15 protein-coding genes and 2 rRNA genes (1 of these 17 cut by a window edge) are annotated in these 15,309 nt (G+C 49.6%); 1 reads left to right on the top strand and 16 read right to left on the bottom strand.

Annotated elements, in window-relative coordinates; genetic code table 11:
• Window positions 1-43: 43 nt before the first annotated feature.
• From rsmA to metG, 5 genes are read right to left on the bottom strand one after another with little or no spacing between them, the layout of a single operon-like run.
• Entirely contained in the window at window positions 44-922 is an 879-nt protein-coding gene (gene rsmA / locus ACZ2GZ_RS00315) for a 16S rRNA (adenine(1518)-N(6)/adenine(1519)-N(6))-dimethyltransferase RsmA (protein WP_214756923.1), read from the bottom strand.
• A complete protein-coding gene (gene rnmV, locus ACZ2GZ_RS00310) occupies window positions 919-1,479 on the bottom strand; it encodes a ribonuclease M5 (RefSeq protein WP_058765147.1) in 561 nt (186 codons plus the stop codon). The genes rsmA and rnmV overlap by 4 nt, the downstream gene beginning before the upstream one ends.
• Window positions 1,472-2,767, bottom strand: a complete 1,296-nt coding sequence (locus tag ACZ2GZ_RS00305) for a ubiquitin-like domain-containing protein (protein ID WP_353048058.1) — start codon at window positions 2,765-2,767, stop codon at window positions 1,472-1,474. Before ACZ2GZ_RS00305 ends, rnmV begins: the two co-directional genes overlap by 8 nt.
• A gap of 14 nt (window positions 2,768-2,781) precedes the next feature.
• Window positions 2,782-3,549: a TatD family hydrolase gene (locus tag ACZ2GZ_RS00300; RefSeq protein ID WP_021065755.1), complete on the bottom strand. Its 768-nt coding sequence runs from the start codon at window positions 3,547-3,549 to the stop codon at window positions 2,782-2,784.
• A gap of 53 nt (window positions 3,550-3,602) precedes the next feature.
• Window positions 3,603-5,564 carry a methionine--tRNA ligase gene (gene metG / locus ACZ2GZ_RS00295; protein WP_470295394.1) on the bottom strand — a complete coding sequence of 654 codons (1,962 nt, stop codon included), beginning with the start codon at window positions 5,562-5,564 and terminating at the stop codon, window positions 3,603-3,605.
• 329 nt (window positions 5,565-5,893) lie between these two features.
• Here metG and ACZ2GZ_RS00290 point away from each other — a divergent pair, with 329 nt between their 5' ends.
• The gene (locus tag ACZ2GZ_RS00290; RefSeq protein ID WP_012727742.1) at window positions 5,894-6,187 is read left to right on the top strand and encodes an AbrB/MazE/SpoVT family DNA-binding domain-containing protein; all 294 of its coding nucleotides are present in this window, start codon (window positions 5,894-5,896) and stop codon (window positions 6,185-6,187) included.
• 16 nt (window positions 6,188-6,203) lie between these two features.
• On the opposite strand, the gene rsmI is transcribed toward ACZ2GZ_RS00290, so the two are convergent.
• The 11 genes from rsmI to ACZ2GZ_RS00235 all read right to left on the bottom strand — a co-directional run.
• The gene (gene rsmI / locus ACZ2GZ_RS00285) at window positions 6,204-7,073 is read right to left on the bottom strand and encodes a 16S rRNA (cytidine(1402)-2'-O)-methyltransferase (protein WP_021065757.1); all 870 of its coding nucleotides are present in this window, start codon (window positions 7,071-7,073) and stop codon (window positions 6,204-6,206) included.
• Window positions 7,045-7,323: a GIY-YIG nuclease family protein gene (locus ACZ2GZ_RS00280; RefSeq protein WP_470295393.1), complete on the bottom strand. Its 279-nt coding sequence runs from the start codon at window positions 7,321-7,323 to the stop codon at window positions 7,045-7,047. Before ACZ2GZ_RS00280 ends, rsmI begins: the two co-directional genes overlap by 29 nt.
• Window positions 7,316-8,050 carry a tRNA1(Val) (adenine(37)-N6)-methyltransferase gene (locus ACZ2GZ_RS00275; RefSeq protein WP_021065759.1) on the bottom strand — a complete coding sequence of 245 codons (735 nt, stop codon included), beginning with the start codon at window positions 8,048-8,050 and terminating at the stop codon, window positions 7,316-7,318. Before ACZ2GZ_RS00275 ends, ACZ2GZ_RS00280 begins: the two co-directional genes overlap by 8 nt.
• A 65-nt stretch (window positions 8,051-8,115) precedes the next feature.
• Window positions 8,116-8,451 carry a DNA replication initiation control protein YabA gene (yabA, locus tag ACZ2GZ_RS00270; protein WP_021065760.1) on the bottom strand — a complete coding sequence of 112 codons (336 nt, stop codon included), beginning with the start codon at window positions 8,449-8,451 and terminating at the stop codon, window positions 8,116-8,118.
• Window positions 8,452-8,474: 23 nt separating this feature from the next.
• Window positions 8,475-9,305: a PSP1 domain-containing protein gene (locus tag ACZ2GZ_RS00265; RefSeq protein WP_021065761.1), complete on the bottom strand. Its 831-nt coding sequence runs from the start codon at window positions 9,303-9,305 to the stop codon at window positions 8,475-8,477.
• Window positions 9,306-9,311: 6 nt separating this feature from the next.
• Entirely contained in the window at window positions 9,312-10,304 is a 993-nt protein-coding gene (locus ACZ2GZ_RS00260; RefSeq protein WP_470295392.1) for a DNA polymerase III subunit delta', read from the bottom strand.
• 17 nt (window positions 10,305-10,321) lie between these two features.
• Window positions 10,322-10,651, bottom strand: a complete 330-nt coding sequence (locus ACZ2GZ_RS00255; protein ID WP_029594397.1) for a cyclic-di-AMP receptor — start codon at window positions 10,649-10,651, stop codon at window positions 10,322-10,324.
• Window positions 10,651-11,289, bottom strand: a complete 639-nt coding sequence (gene tmk, locus ACZ2GZ_RS00250; RefSeq protein ID WP_029594396.1) for a dTMP kinase — start codon at window positions 11,287-11,289, stop codon at window positions 10,651-10,653. The genes ACZ2GZ_RS00255 and tmk overlap by 1 nt, the downstream gene beginning before the upstream one ends.
• A 2-nt stretch (window positions 11,290-11,291) precedes the next feature.
• Window positions 11,292-12,713, bottom strand: coding sequence for an aminotransferase class I/II-fold pyridoxal phosphate-dependent enzyme (locus tag ACZ2GZ_RS00245; RefSeq protein ID WP_251135331.1), 1,422 nt, complete (start codon window positions 12,711-12,713; stop codon window positions 11,292-11,294).
• Between the two features lie 84 nt (window positions 12,714-12,797).
• Window positions 12,798-12,913 (bottom strand): 5S ribosomal RNA (gene rrf, locus ACZ2GZ_RS00240).
• 96 nt (window positions 12,914-13,009) lie between these two features.
• Window positions 13,010-15,309, bottom strand: a 23S ribosomal RNA gene (locus ACZ2GZ_RS00235) (it continues 614 nt past the right edge of the window).

The following is a 15,309-nucleotide window of genomic DNA, read 5'->3' as shown; positions in this document are numbered from 1 at the left end:
ATGAAAATAAAGATTAATATTATATCGATTCGCTATCCGGTCGTCAACTGTTTTTAAGTGGTAAAATTGTGTCCGCTAACCGGGCAAACTCTTCAAGCGAAAGCGTTTCGCCTCGCCGTTTTGGATCGATTTCAGCCTCACCTAAGAGACGTTCGATTTCCATTTTTTTATCTTTGCCCAGGTGATTCGTCAAGTTATTCAAAATCGTTTTCCGACGTTGCGCGAAACTGGCACGGGCAATCTCAAAGAAGAAGGCTTCATCCTTCACGTCGACCGCCGGTTTGGGGCGCATCTTCAACGTGATGACCGCTGAATCGACGTTCGGCGCCGGCATGAACACACTTTTCGGGACGATAAAGCTCACGTTCGCCTCTGCGTAATACTGAATTGCAATCGAAAGAGAGCCGTATGCTTTCGTCCCAGGCTTCGCTCCGATCCGCTCGGCAACTTCTTTTTGAATCATCATGACGAGTGAGCGGAACTTGATTTGGCTTTCCAGTAAACGCATGATGATTGGCGTCGTCACGTAATACGGCAAGTTCGCCACGACCGAGATGTCTTCGATACCTTGACTGAAAAACTCACGCTCGACGATGGCTTGAATATCGAGCTCGAGCGCATCGCCGTGGATGACATGCACGTGTGGATAAGGAGACATCGTGTCTTCCAAAATCGGAAGCAGACGTTGGTCGATTTCGAGGGCGACGACCTTTTTAGCCCGCTTGGCAGACTGTTCCGTCAATGACCCGATACCGGGACCGATTTCGAGCACCCCGCTCGCTTCACTTAGCTCCGCGGCGTCTACGATTTTATTCAAAATATTTAAATCGATTAAAAAGTTCTGTCCAAGCGACTTTTTAAACGAGAAGCCGTGACGTTCTAGAATTGATTTCGTGCGTTGAATTGTGGCGATGTCTTTCAATGATTTTCCTCCTCTAACTGAGCCAGTGCTCGTTCCCATTCTTCAATCGTGACCCGTAACGCTTCCACACGTTTCACAAACTGTTTCGCGTTCGGTTCACCAATGCGAAGTAACACCCCGAGTCGTTTGCGCCGCCGCGCCGCGTCTGGTCCGCCAATCAAATCGGCCTCGAGCACCATCTGACGGGTGACGAGCGGCATGTCCGTCTCAACCCGCTGTTCATACAACGCTTCGAGCACACGGCGAATCGTCGCTGGAGAAGCATGCTCGACCCCGATTTTACCGCGCTTGTCTTTCGCTTCGGCTCGAGGGAGATAGGCATGCTTGCACCCTTTGACTTGCTCCTCGACGATGGCACGGATGCGATCACCCGGATAATCCGGGTCCGTCAAAATTATTACGCCTCGTTTCTCCTGGGCACGTTTGATTCGCTCGATGGTTTGCTTCGAAACGGCCGATCCGTTCGTTTCAATCGTATCGACGTCATATACTTCCTGTAGCCGCGTCGTGTCGTCTCGACCTTCGACGACGATCACTTCTTGTATCTTTTCACGCATCATCGGTTCCTTCTTTCTCTTCTTGCTTCGGGATGACCCAAATCGTGAGTGGCTGACGCCCAAACGTCACCGCCTCTTCTTTTGAGTCCATCATCACATCGATTTTATTGCCTTTGATGGCACTGCCTGTGTCCAAGGCAATCGCCATGCCAAACCCTTCGACGTAAACGCGTGTGCCGAGTGGGATGATGGCTGGATCGACCGCGATGATTCGCATGCCTTCATACAGAATCGTGTCCGTCACATCATAACCGCTGCGCGTCAGTACCCTGCCGTCAAACGTGATTGTATCTTCTGCATTGTTCGTATACGCCGTCGCCTCGACGAGAAGCTGTTTCGCAGAGGTGAAATCTAAGACATCCTCGGCTCGAGGCGTCTCTTCGATTTTAATCTCTGCTTCCTCTCGAAACGGGCTCGACGGTTCGGTCGTTGCCGTCTCCTCTTGTTCTTGCTCGGTCTCTTGGTTCGTTTCTGGTTCAACTACGACCTTCGTTCCAAGTTTTATGATTTGAGGGCGTACGGTTCGCAGCGTTTCCACGCTTGTTTCGGTCCGATTTGTAATTGTACCATTTTCCACTGTCAGTGCATACCGCGTCCGTTCGAGTCCAGGGACACCGACTTGAACAACCTCGGTTTCTCCGAGCGCAAGCGTGTCGTCCTCTTCTCTGACGATTTCAAATGGGATGAGTCGATTTTCATACTGCACGACGTCTCGACTCACATTGACCGTGATTGTCATCCCGTCTCGCACTGGTGTCGCCAGAGCCGGTTCGACAGTATCCTTGTCAGAAACCGTCACATTCGCCTCCTGTAGCGCCTGCTCGACAGTTTGAGCCATCGTATGAACCGTCTTCGCCTCATCGCCGACAATGACATCGAGTGCGACGACAGGCTGATACCGGATGGTCATACCCGATGTAATAGGGGTACGGACGCCCGGGTACACATCGTCCCCGTCACGGACACTCACTCCATAACGAAGCAACACGTCTTCGACAGTCCGTTCACGCGTCTCAATCGTTTCGATTTGTCCGTAACCAATTTGTAGCGAGACGGTACGGGCCCGCTCAATCTGAATAACTCGGTCGAGCGGGATATCCGCACTCAAAGCCGGCGTCACGACGTCTGACTCGTCAACGACAATCCCCGTCTCTTCAAGCACATCTAACACCGATTCGCCCCGACTCTCATGCACCATCGTCACTCCGTCATCGATGATGGTGATAGGTTCTGGTTGCATCGCCATATAGGCGAACACAGCGGTGGCCACGACGCCGACGCTTAACATGATCCGTCTGAACATCATGGGAGACGGAACAGGCGCTTCGCATTAGCGGTCGTCGCCTCAGCAAGTGCGTCGTAAGACATGTCACGTAGCGATGCAATCTCTTCGGCGACATACGTGACGTAAGCCGGTTCGTTCCGCTTGCCACGGAACGGCGTCGGCGTTAAATACGGACAGTCTGTCTCTACGAGGAGTCGATCGAGCGGGACTTGTTGTGCCACCGCTTTTGGTACTTTCGCATTCTTGAACGTCACCGGTCCCCCAAGAGAAATATAGAAGTTCAAACGCAGACAGCGCTCCAACAGTTCGACGGACATGCTGTAACTATGGAACACACCCCCGACCTCTTCGGCGTGTTCTTCCTCTAAAATATCGAGCACGTCGGCGGTCGCTTCCCGATTGTGAATCACGATCGGCATATTCGTCCGTTTCGCGATGGCGATTTGTTGCCGGAACACGTGCTGTTGGACATCTTTAGGTGATTTGTCCCAATGATAGTCGAGCCCGATCTCCCCGAGCGCCATTACTTTCGGATGATCCATCAGTGTCTCGATTCTTGCCAAATCGGCCTCCGTGCAATCGACGGCGTCGACTGGGTGCCAGCCGACGATCGCGTAAATGTCTTCATACGTTTCCGCGAGCTCGATGGCACGCGTGATGGTCGGATTGTCGAACCCGACGACGAGCATCGGGGAAACGCCCGCAGCACGAGCCCGTTCAATCGTCGCTTCGACGTCTTCATTGAACTGTTCGGCATTGATATGTGTGTGTGTATCAATCAACATGATGGTTCCTCCTTGTATAGACAAAGAGGGAGACCGAAGTCTCCCCCAAACGATTATTTGACGATGGCCCCGTTCGGCATATTCTCAGATACGGTCGCAAGTTCAAGCTTGCCGTCTTTATCAGCCGCTAAAATCATCCCTTGTGACAATTCGCCACGCAGTTTGACCGGCTTCAAGTTGGCGACAACGATGACTTTCTTGCCAACCAAGTCTTCCGGCGTATACCATTCCGCGATACCCGAGACGATTTGACGCGTCTCCCCGCCAAGATCGACTTGAAGTTTCAACAACTTCTTCGCCTTCTTGATTTTATCGGCTTCGACGATTTGGCCGACGCGGAACTCGACTTGGTCAAAGACGTCAATCGTGATTTCCGGACGCACGTCCTCATCTTCGACGTCGCCCGCTTCCGCTTCGGCTTCTTCGACACGAGCTTGCGACGCTTGACGCATCATTTCTTGAATCGCATCGACTTCTTCTTTGACGTCACGACGCGGGAAAATCGGTGTCCCGTCTGTGACGACGGCTCCATCGAAGGCTGCGAACGTATCGAGCGCTTCCCATGACATATCTTTTCCTTCGAGACCGAGCTGACGGAACATCTCTTTCGGCGCCCGTGTCATGAACGGTTGAATCATGACCGCGACGTGACGGAGCACGCCGGCGAGGTGAGTCATCACCGACGCCAGTTCGTCTCGTTTCGTTTCATCCTTCGCAAGGACCCACGGTTGTGTCTCATCAATGTATTTATTGGCACGGCTAACGAGTTGCCAGATGCTTGTGAGCGCCACCGAAAACTCCATGTGTTCCATAGCCGCTTCCGTCTTCGCTGTCGTCTCGTTGACGACTTGAAGCAATGAGGCATCGAATTCCGTCACATTGCCCGCGTACGCCGGAATGTTCCCATCAAAATACTTCTTAATCATGGCCACGGTCCGGTTGAGCAGGTTCCCGAGGTCGTTCGCCAGGTCAAAGTTCAAGCGATCGACGAACGCTTCCGGTGTGAACGTACCGTCTGCCCCGAATGGAACTTCACGAAGAAGATAGTAGCGGAGCGAGTCGAGTCCGTAACGGTCGATGAGTGGAATTGGGTCGACGACGTTGCCTTTTGATTTCGACATTTTACCGTCTTTCATGAGCAACCAACCATGTGCGAAAACTTGTTTCGGTAACGGGAGATCAAGCGCCATGAGCAACGCTGGCCAAATGATTGTATGGAACCGGACGATCTCTTTTCCGACCAAATGGACATCGGCTGGCCAATAGCGGTTGAACAACTCGTCGTTGTCCGACCCGTAGCCGAGGGCAGAGATATAGTTCGTAAGGGCATCGACCCATACGTATACGACATGCTTCGGGTTCGATGGGACTTGTACACCCCAGTCAAACGTCGTCCGTGAGACAGCCAAGTCTTGAAGACCCGGCTTCAAGAAGTTGTTGATCATCTCCGTTTTGCGCGATTCTGGCAAGATGAAGTCAGGGTGCGACTCGAAGTACTCGATCAAACGATCCGCATACTTGCTGAGACGGAAGAAGTAACACTCTTCGCGTACGAGTTCGACTGGGTGGCCGCTGTCCGGGCTCTTCCCGTCGATGAGCTGAGACTCCGTATAATACGTCTCATCAGGAATCGAGTACCAACCTTCATACTCTCCGAGATAAATATCATCATTTTTAAGAAGCGTCTCGAACACATGCTCGACGACAGCTTTGTGGCGTGCGTCTGTTGTACGGATGTAGTCATCATATGAGATTTCGAGACGGTCCCATAACACTTTGATGTCTTTGACAACTTCATCCACGAACGCTTGCGGTGTCACACCGGCTTCTTTCGCTTTTTCTTGAATTTTTTGACCGTGTTCATCCGTCCCAGTCAAATAACGAACGTCAAAACCTTTCAAACGCTTATAGCGCGCGATCGCATCGCCGGCCACCGTCGTATAAGCGTGACCGATGTGTAGTTTGGCACTCGGATAGTAAATCGGAGTCGTAATATAAAAAGTAGGCTTCGCCATTGTATGTTCTCCATCCTTTCGACATTTGCAATTTCCATTATACACGGTTCGACAAAAGAATTTCCAAACCAATTGTTTGGAATTTTTTTGTTGTTATCTCATAAAATATGTTCCAAAAAAACCCTTTCTTTGTTTCAGGTCCTAACTTTCGGGGAATTTTAGGTATATATCGCTCCCACATCGTCATTTTTCGAAAATGTAGATTTCCAATAGTAAGCAGTTGACTACAATTGGAAAGTTTAGTATGCTTTTTGCTGTAGTAACATTGTCGAATTTTGACGACTCATGTCACCAAGAGATTTCGACACCATTGGAGGAGGAAACACAAAATGAAATCTACAGGTATCGTACGGAAAGTTGATGAACTCGGTCGTGTCGTCATTCCAATCGAATTGCGCCGCACACTCGGGATCGCTGAGAAAGATGCACTTGAAATCTACGTCGACAACGATCAAATCGTGTTGAAAAAATACAAACCGAACATGACTTGCCAAGTGACGGGCGAAGTATCGGATGACAACTTCAAGTTGGCTGACGGTAAATTGATCCTTTCACCAGAAGGCGCACAACGCGTTCTCGTCGAGTTGAAAAACATGCTCGAAAACTACTACAGCGAAGAGTAAGCAAGGGATTCCTTGCTTACTCTTTTTTGTCGACTTGATGATACGCGTCATACACTTCACTCCGTGACAGACCCCGCTCTTTAGCGGCTTGTTTAATGGCAGCGTTCGGTTTTAAGCCATCTTCAATGTAACGGTCGACGTGCTCGAGGGGCGATAGTGCCTCCCACCAATCGTGTGTCGGTGCCGCTTCCGTCGATCCTTCCACCATGACGACGAATTCGCCGCGTACTTCGCCTTCGCACCAGACCAACGCTTCTTCTACCGTCCCTCGTAAAAACTCTTCAAACGTTTTCGTCAACTCTCGTCCGAGAACGAGTTGCCGGTTGCCGAACACGTCTTGAATCCCGGTCAGCATCTCTTTTAACCGATGTGGCGCTTCATAAAAAATGATAGTGCCCGGTTCATATTGTAAGGATGACAACACATCGAGGCGCTCTTTCTTTTTACGGGGCAAGAATCCATAATACAAAAACCGCTCGGTCGCAAGACCAGAGGCGACAAGAGCCGTCAATGCTGCGTTCGCTCCAGGGAGTACGACGACGGGGAGCCTCGCTTGAATGGCTAACCTCACGAGGTCACTCCCAGGGTCTGAGATACCCGGCATGCCAGCGTCTGAGACCACGGCGACCGACTTGCCCGCCTCGATATCTTCGATTAAGCGAGGGCCACTCACGTGCTTATTATGCTCATGGTAGCTGACCAGTTTCGTCTCAATGCCGAAATGGCGACAGAGTTTCATCGTTTGGCGCGTGTCTTCAGCCGCAATCAAATCGACTTCTCCTAAAATTCGAACCGCCCGATACGTCATGTCTTCTAAATTTCCAATCGGCGTCGGCACAACATAGAGCGTGGGCCCATCAGTCTGGTAACTTTTCTGTGAGTTCATTACTCGTTCCCTCCATCAATTGCTGTTTTTGAGCCCGCGTGAGTTGTTTGATGGACCATTCGTACTGCATGGCTTCGCGTTTGGTCGCAAACGACCTGACATATCGCAACGTCACCGGGAGACGAGCTCGTGTATATTTCGCACCTTTGCCGCTGTTATGCACTTCCATCCGCTTATCCACATCCGTCGTATATCCGGTATAGTACGTGCCATCGTTGCACTCGAGAATATAGGCAAAGTGCTTACGCATCGAGGATTGCCCGCATGTCGCTCGTATACGTGTCATCTTCCTCATAAACGATAAACGGAGGTAAGATTGTGAGCCCTGCTTTTCCATCTTTCGACCCCTCTATTAACAATGTGTTCGCGTCTCGACCTTGCTTCGGATAAACGAGTTGCATTCGCTTTGGTTCAATCCGATACGCCCGCATGAGCGTCAGAATGTCGAGTAATCGTTCCGGACGATGGACGAAGGCTACTTTGCCACCCGGTTTGACGAGTTGACTGGCTGAACGAATACAGTCTTCTAGTGTGCAAAGGACTTCATGGCGTGCAATCGTATGATGTTCATTTTGATTGCGTAACGATGTCTCGTTCGCCAAAAAATAAGGGGGATTGCACGTGACAACATCGTAACGGGCATGTCCTAATCGACTTGCAGCGGTTTTCACGTCCCCTTCAACGATGTGGAGCCTCTCGTCCAACTCATTGATGGCAATGCTACGATTGGCCATGTCGACGAGGCGAGGCTGGATTTCAACACCCGTGACCGTCCCTTTCGTTCGATATGATAAAAAGAGCGGAATCGCCCCCGTGCCGGCGCACAAATCGACGAGCTTCCCTTTTTGAATCGGCACCCATACAAATTCGGCGAGTAATACGGCATCCAATGAAAATGAAAAAACGTCATCACTTTGAATGATCTTGCCGGGACGCCCTAACAAATCATCAAGACGTTCACCTTGTTTAACAGTCACGCCATTTCCCTCCTACATAACGTACAAAGGCGACGGACGGGAATACCCCCGTCTATCGCCCCTTATTAATGTTTATTTAGCATCGACATGCAGAAGAGACAGTCTCCGTCTTTTCTGACTTGTCCATAGTGCAAATTACAAATGTGAAATCCTTCTTGGTATAACGCCGCCAGATTGTTCTGTCCTTTTCCGGACAACGCAATTTGGGGATCCCCGTCAGGCGTCTCGACTTCTGCAAGTTGCTCCACTTTTTCACGCAAATGATGGTTTTCGAGATACATGTGTTGGTTTTCTTCGAGCAAATAGGCGAGTTGCTCTTTGAGCACCCCTAAATGCTCCGTCAACAATTGCATTTGTTGCTCGATCGCATCGACCCGCATCATGACTTCCTTTTTATCCATTCTTTCCACTGCTCAGCACCCCATCACTGTTTCGACGGTTTTCGTTTGACTGCACCGACCTCGACGAGCTCGTCGATTGTATACGTCACAACACGGGTCCGATCATTCAACTCGACTTGAATCAATTGATCCAAGATATTGAGACCGATGACACGTCCGTCACCTTCTGGAATTTTGATTCGTTTTCCGACGTCGGGTAAATCCCGCTTCAATTCTTCATACGTATCATTCTCGTATTTCAGACAGCACATGAGACGACCACACACACCGGAGATTTTATTCGGATTCAAGGATAAGTTCTGATCCTTGGCCATCTTAATCGATACCGGCTCAAATTCCCCTAAAAACGAGGAGCAACACAACACACGACCACAAGGCCCGATTCCGCTCAGCAGTTTCGCTTCGTCCCGAACTCCAATTTGACGGAGTTCGATCCGGGTGCGAAACACACTTGCTAAATCTTTGACGAGTTCCCGAAAATCAACGCGCCCCTCTGCCGTGAAATAAAAGATGACTTTATTACGATCAAATGTATACTCAACATCTACTAACTTCATTTCAAGTCGATGTTCACGAATTTTTTCTTCACAGACGGCGTGAGCGTCAAATGCTGCCAATCGATTGTCTTGAACGATTTCGGCATCTTTTTGATCGGCGACACGAAGGATTGTCTTTAACGGCAATACTACTTCGTCTTCACCCAGTTGCTTACCAACTTGGACGACTTCACCGTATTCGATGCCTCGTACCGTCTCTACGATGACATGGTCTCCACGTTCAAGCGTTGCTTCGCCTGGTGAAAAGTAATAGATTTTTCCCGCTTCTTTAAAACGGACTCCGACTACTTCAAGCACGCTCTCCTATCCTTTCTGCAAATCGAACGTTAACCGTTCGAACGTTAATTGAGGATTGACGTTTGCCTCAAGCCGTCGAATCGCCTCATGGACAGATTCAATAGCATGGACGATTTTATGAACCGGACGATCTTTTACAAGCGCGGTATATAGCGCTTGTTCTTTCGTAAACAACTCCGGAACATAGTCTGTTCGCACTTTGAAGTGGAGCGCTTGCTCCAACCAATTTCCGAACAGCTCGAGACCGACTCGCAATTCATTCCGCCCTTTAAAATGACCGAGCCATTTTTCTTGGGCGAATAAAAGCAATTCTTGCGGGCGTTTTGTCAACACTTCAACTAATTGTACCACTAGCCCATACGCCTGTACAAACCAGTCGTTGTGAAGCGCCTCACGGGCGTCTTCGAATTTCGGATATGTCTCTAAAGCAAGACGTGCTAAATCGCTCGTACATTGCACGTCTGCGACCAACGTTTCCACAAGCCGTTCTCGATCAATCGGTCGAAACACTAAATGCTGAGCCCGCGAGCGAATGGTTGGTAATAAGAGTTGCGGCTGGGTCGTGACCAAGATGGCCAGTTTCCCAATGCCCGGTTCTTCGAAAAATTTTAAGAGACTGTTGGCCGCCTGAGGTGTCATTTTATGCGCTTGATGAATGACATATATTTGACGGTCCCCTTCTGCTCCACGTAGCGACAAGTCGCTCAACAATTGTTGAACTTGTTCTTTTTTGATACTGGCCCCATCAGGTTCCACTTCCATATAGTCGACGAGGTTGCCCGAATCCATCCGTCTACAGTTTCGACAACTGCCACACGGCTCTACCCCGTCAGGCGACTCGCAAAAAAGGGATCTTGCAAACAGTTGCGCTGTCTCAATTAAATAAGGTTCATAATCTCCCGAGAAAATATAGGCGTGACCCACCTTTTGAGCGACAATCGAATTTTCAATCACTTTGGCGATAACCGTTTGAGATTTCGCTAAATCTTGAAAGCTCATATTCGTGACCGTTCCCATTAAAACTGATGGAATCCTTCAATCGGCAAGACGAACACCGTCGCTCCGCCAACTTGTACTTCTACCGGATACGGAATATATGAATCAGCGTGACCGCCCATCGGTGAAATCGGCGTGATCATTTGATCTCGGCTCGAGCAATTCGATTTGATTAGCGCGAGCAAATCATCTAACCGTTCTTTTGGTACACCAATCATGAACGTTGTGTTACCTTCTTTCAAAAAGCCTCCCGTTGTGGCTAATTTTGTTGCGCGGAAGTCCTCTTCGATTAAAGCATCTGACAACCGAGCACTGTCCTTATCATGTACAATCGCGATTACCATCTTCATCATTGCGTCACTCCTCTTTCATTTAATCGTTCTAACGTAATGTCTAACACTTCATCTTGAATCATTTCAATTGTAGCGTTCGCATCGATACGAACCATCCGATCCGGATGTTGTTCTAATATTTTTTTGAACCCATCGTATACGCGTTGATGGAAAGACTCATCTCGGCTCTCGATACGGTCTAATTGACCTCGATCTTTCATGCGACGACTCGCTTGATCAGGGGTCAAATCAAAGAGGAAAGTCAAATCGGGTTTAATCCCGGCCGTTGCCCACTCGTTCAGTGATAGAATTTGATTCAAATCATATTGGAGTCCATATCCTTGATAGGCAATCGAGGCATCGACAAATCGATCACACACAACAATCGCCCCTCGTTTAAGAGCAGGTCGAATCACTTGATCGATGTTTTGGGCACGGGACGCGGCATACAGCATCATCTCGACGCGTGGGGTCATTTCATCATGTTCTGGTGATAATAAGACCTCTCGAATACTGTTTCCGACTTTGGTCCCTCCTGGTTCTCGAGTGACGACTACTTCGTATCCTTTTTCAGTCAATGAACGAACTAACAATTGCAACTGCGTGGTTTTCCCCGAACCGTCGGGACCTTCTACAGTAATAAACATACCTTTCACGATTAAAACTCCTCTACGATAACATCAATTTGTTTCATCATAACATGCCTACTTGCTTGAAGGTTCCGTCCTAGTGAAATCCATTCATTCAATACCCTAATTTTCTCGTGTGTGATGACTTCTCCTCTTAGTATCCACGGAATTCCTGGTGGATAAGGGATAACGGTTTCTGCAGCGACGGCTCCGATTGCTTGTTCAAACGATTTGCGAATGATATCTGCATCATCTGAAATAGCATGCAACACCGAAACACGTTCTGTCATCGGGTAAGGATAAATTGTTTCATCTTCGACAATGAGCGGGACATGTTGTGATGCATTTTTAATCAGTTTTACCCAATGTTGAATCTCTTGGCTTTTTAATTCCCTTAACGGCAGGCAGAATAACACATGATCTTCTGCAGCTAGTTCCGCATCAATACCGATTGACGCCAAATGTTGACTAAAGATGAGACCATTTTTCGGATATGTCAGTACGGTCATTTTGGTAAAATCATCGCCCACTTTGATTGAAAAGCCAGCTCGTCTCATTTCCATGATGAATGCGAAATGACTTTTTTGAATATGTGTCCAATCTCGTTCACTCAAATTTTCGAGATACTCTCTAGCGTAATCGAGTGAAGCCATAATCAAATAAGACGGACTAGACGTTTGAAAAGAAGAGAGTGCATGAAATAAACGTTTCTCATTAATCTCTTCCTTATAGTGGACCCAAGCACCCATCGTGAGTGCTGGAAGGGTTTTATGAGCAGACTGGACAACGGCGCTAGCTCCTTCGAAAATAGCGGATCGCTTTGGAAATGTAGGATGAATCAAATGAGCGCCATGTGCTTCATCAACTAAGAGTGGAATATGCAACGGACGCAAATAAGCACTGATCTCCGGGATGTTTGCCATATCTCCGTAATAAGTAGGAGACGTCAGTAGGAGGGCCTTCCCACCTGGGTACTGCGTGACAGCATCTTGAATTGTTTCTAATGTGACGACAGTCGGTAAACTGCTCCCTCTATCTAATTCAGGAGTGAGTAAAATGGGTTCTAAACCGAGCCACTCAATGGCGTTCCACACGGATTTGTGGGAATTACGTTGTACATATACTCGTTCTCCCCGTTTCACAGTTGCTGCCAACAGACTCCAGTTTCCCGCCGTTGACCCATTCACTAACCATTTACTTTTACTTTGATAAAGAGATCCTAGTGCCCTCTCTCCTTCTAGAATAATACCTTCAGCATGATGTAAATCATCCAAGTGTCCGAGTTCTGTTAAATCGTACGGCATTATTTTTTGGAATACAGTCGGAAGTTTCTCATCTCTTACTGATCCATTATGATGACCAGGTACATGAAACGAGACACGATCTTCGCGTACATGTTGCTCCAATGTTTCCATAAATGTGAAAGGATTATGTTTAGGTTTTCGAGTCATATAGGCAACCTTCCTATCCGAAATAGATGCGACTTATATACAAAAAGAGACGATCAAGCGGATGCTTGATCGTCTTTCGCGTTGGCCTGGCAACGTCCTATCCTCACAGGGGGAGACCCCCAACTACTTTCGGCGCTGAAGCGCTTAACTTCCGTGTTCGGCATGGGAACGGGTGTGGCCGCTTCGCTATCGCCACCAGACAAAAGAATATTAACATCGCCCCAAGAGCGTGTCAATCCATTTCAGGGTTGTTCCCTGAAAACTGAAGACTCATCAATTCACACAAACCATTAGACTAGATCAAAGCCTCGACCGATTAGTATCATTCAGCTCCACACGTCGCCGTGCTTCCACCCATGACCTATCTACCTCATCGTCTCTGAGGGGTCTTTCTTGATTGCTCAAAGGGAAATCTCATCTCGGAGGGGGCTTCATGCTTAGATGCTTTCAGCACTTATCCCGTCCGCACGTAGCTACCCAGCGATGCTCCTGGCGGAACAACTGGTACACCAGCGGTGCGTCCATCCCGGTCCTCTCGTACTAAGGACAGCTCTCCTCAAATTTCCTGCGCCCACGACGGATAGGGACCGAACTGTCTCACGACGTTCTGAACCCAGCTCGCGTACCGCTTTAATGGGCGAACAGCCCAACCCTTGGGACCTACTCCAGCCCCAGGATGCGATGAGCCGACATCGAGGTGCCAAACCTCCCCGTCGATGTGGACTCTTGGGGGAGATCAGCCTGTTATCCCCAGGGTAGCTTTTATCCGTTGAGCGATGGCCCTTCCATGCGGAACCACCGGATCACTAAGCCCGACTTTCGTCCCTGCTCGACTTGTAGGTCTCGCAGTCAAGCTCCCTTCTGCCTTTGCACTCTTCGAATGATTTCCAACCATTCTGAGGGAACCTTTGGGCGCCTCCGTTACTGTTTAGGAGGCGACCGCCCCAGTCAAACTACCCACCTGACACGGTCCTCCAGCCGGATCACGGCTGCGAGTTAGAGACTCTATACGCAAAGGGTGGTATCCCAAGGGTGTCTCCACCGAAGCTGGCGCTCCGGCTTCACAAACTCCCACCTATCCTGTACATCGCGTACAAAGCCTCAATATCAGGCTGTAGTAAAGCTCCATGGGGTCTTTCCGTCCTGTCGCGGGTAACCTGCATCTTCACAGGTACTATGATTTCACCGGGTCTCTCGTTGAGACAGTGCCCAAATCGTTACGCCTTTCGTGCGGGTCGGAACTTACCCGACAAGGAATTTCGCTACCTTAGGACCGTTATAGTTACGGCCGCCGTTTACTGGGGCTTCGGTTCAGTGCTTCTCTTGCGATGACACATCCCCTTAACCTTCCAGCACCGGGCAGGCGTCAGCCCCTATACTTCATCTTGCGATTTAGCAGAGACCTGTGTTTTTGCTAAACAGTCGTTTGGGCCTATTCACTGCGGCTTATGTTGCCATAAGCGTCCCTTCTCCCGAAGTTACGGGACCATTTTGCCGAGTTCCTTAACGAGAGTTATCCCGCGCGTCTTAGAATTCTCATCTCGCCTACCTGTGTCGGTTTACGGTACTGGCGCCGACCTCCTTACTAGAGGCTTTTCTTGGCAGCGTGAAATCCGGTACTTCGCCCTACGGGCTCCACGTCACAGCTCAACCTTGTGTGCCGGGCGGATTTGCCAACCCGACGGCCTCGCTGCTTGTCCGTGCACTTCCAGTCGCACGGTTACCTTATCCTTCTGCGTCCCCCCATCGTTCAAACGGTGGTACGGCGGTACAGGAATATCAACCTGTTGTCCATCGCCTACGCCTTTCGGCCTCGGCTTAGGTCCAGACTAACCCTGAGCGGACGAGCCTTCCTCAGGAAACCTTGGGCTTTCGACGGAGGGGATTCTCACCCCTCTTTTCGCTACTCACACCGGCATTCTCACTTCCAAGCGCTCCACGGCTCCTCACGATACCGCTTCACTGCTGCTTGGAACGCTCCCCTACCATCCCTTACGGGATCCATAGCTTCGGTGGTATGTTTAGCCCCGTTACATTTTCGGCGCGGCGTCACTCGACTAGTGAGCTATTACGCACTCTTTGAATGGTGGCTGCTTCTAAGCCAACATCCTAGTTGTCTGTGCAACGCCACATCCTTTTCCACTTAACATACACTTTGGGACCTTAGCTGATGGTCTGGGCTGTTTCCCTTTCGACTACGGATCTTATCACTCGCAGTCTGACTCCCGAGTACAAGTTGCCGGCATTCGGAGTTTGACTGAATTCGGTAACCCTGTGGGGGCCCCTAGTCCAATCAGTGCTCTACCTCCGGAACTCTACACCTCGAGGCTAGCCCTAAAGCTATTTCGGGGAGAACCAGCTATCTCCAGGTTCGATTGGCATTTCACCGCTACCCACACCTCATCCCCGCACTTTTCAACGTGCGTGGGTTCGGACCTCCAGTCAGTGTTACCTGACCTTCATCCTGGACATGGGTAGATCACCTGGTTTCGGGTCTACGACGACGGACTGATGCGCCCTATTCAGACTCGCTTTCGCTGCGGCTCCGCCTCATCGGCTTAACCTCGCCCGCCATCGTAACTCGCCGGTTCATTCT

The sequence above is a fragment of the Exiguobacterium sp. KKT215 genome, assembly GCF_055635335.1.
The sequence above is the reverse complement of the archived record's forward strand: the minus strand, read 5'-3'. Positions and strand labels throughout refer to the sequence as shown.

Bases quoted from the DNA above. Each gene is read 5' to 3' on its own strand.
- ACZ2GZ_RS00305 (WP_353048058.1), bottom strand. From the start codon at position 2,767: ATGTTAAGCGTCGGCGTCGTGGCCACCGCTGTGTTCGCCTATATGGCG.
- ACZ2GZ_RS00300 (WP_021065755.1), bottom strand. From the start codon at position 3,549: ATGTTGATTGATACACACACACATATCAATGCCGAACAGTTCAATGAA.
- ACZ2GZ_RS00280 (WP_470295393.1), bottom strand. From the start codon at position 7,323: ATGCGTAAGCACTTTGCCTATATTCTCGAGTGCAACGATGGCACGTAC.
- rsmI (WP_021065757.1), bottom strand. From the start codon at position 7,073: ATGAACTCACAGAAAAGTTACCAGACTGATGGGCCCACGCTCTATGTT.
- ACZ2GZ_RS00255 (WP_029594397.1), bottom strand. From the start codon at position 10,651: ATGAAGATGGTAATCGCGATTGTACATGATAAGGACAGTGCTCGGTTG.
- metG (WP_470295394.1), bottom strand. From the start codon at position 5,564: ATGGCGAAGCCTACTTTTTATATTACGACTCCGATTTACTATCCGAGT.
- ACZ2GZ_RS00260 (WP_470295392.1), bottom strand. From the start codon at position 10,304: ATGAGCTTTCAAGATTTAGCGAAATCTCAAACGGTTATCGCCAAAGTG.
- yabA (WP_021065760.1), bottom strand. From the start codon at position 8,451: ATGGATAAAAAGGAAGTCATGATGCGGGTCGATGCGATCGAGCAACAA.
- ACZ2GZ_RS00245 (WP_251135331.1), bottom strand. From the start codon at position 12,713: ATGACTCGAAAACCTAAACATAATCCTTTCACATTTATGGAAACATTG.
- ACZ2GZ_RS00290 (WP_012727742.1), top strand. From the start codon at position 5,894: ATGAAATCTACAGGTATCGTACGGAAAGTTGATGAACTCGGTCGTGTC.
- rnmV (WP_058765147.1), bottom strand. From the start codon at position 1,479: ATGCGTGAAAAGATACAAGAAGTGATCGTCGTCGAAGGTCGAGACGAC.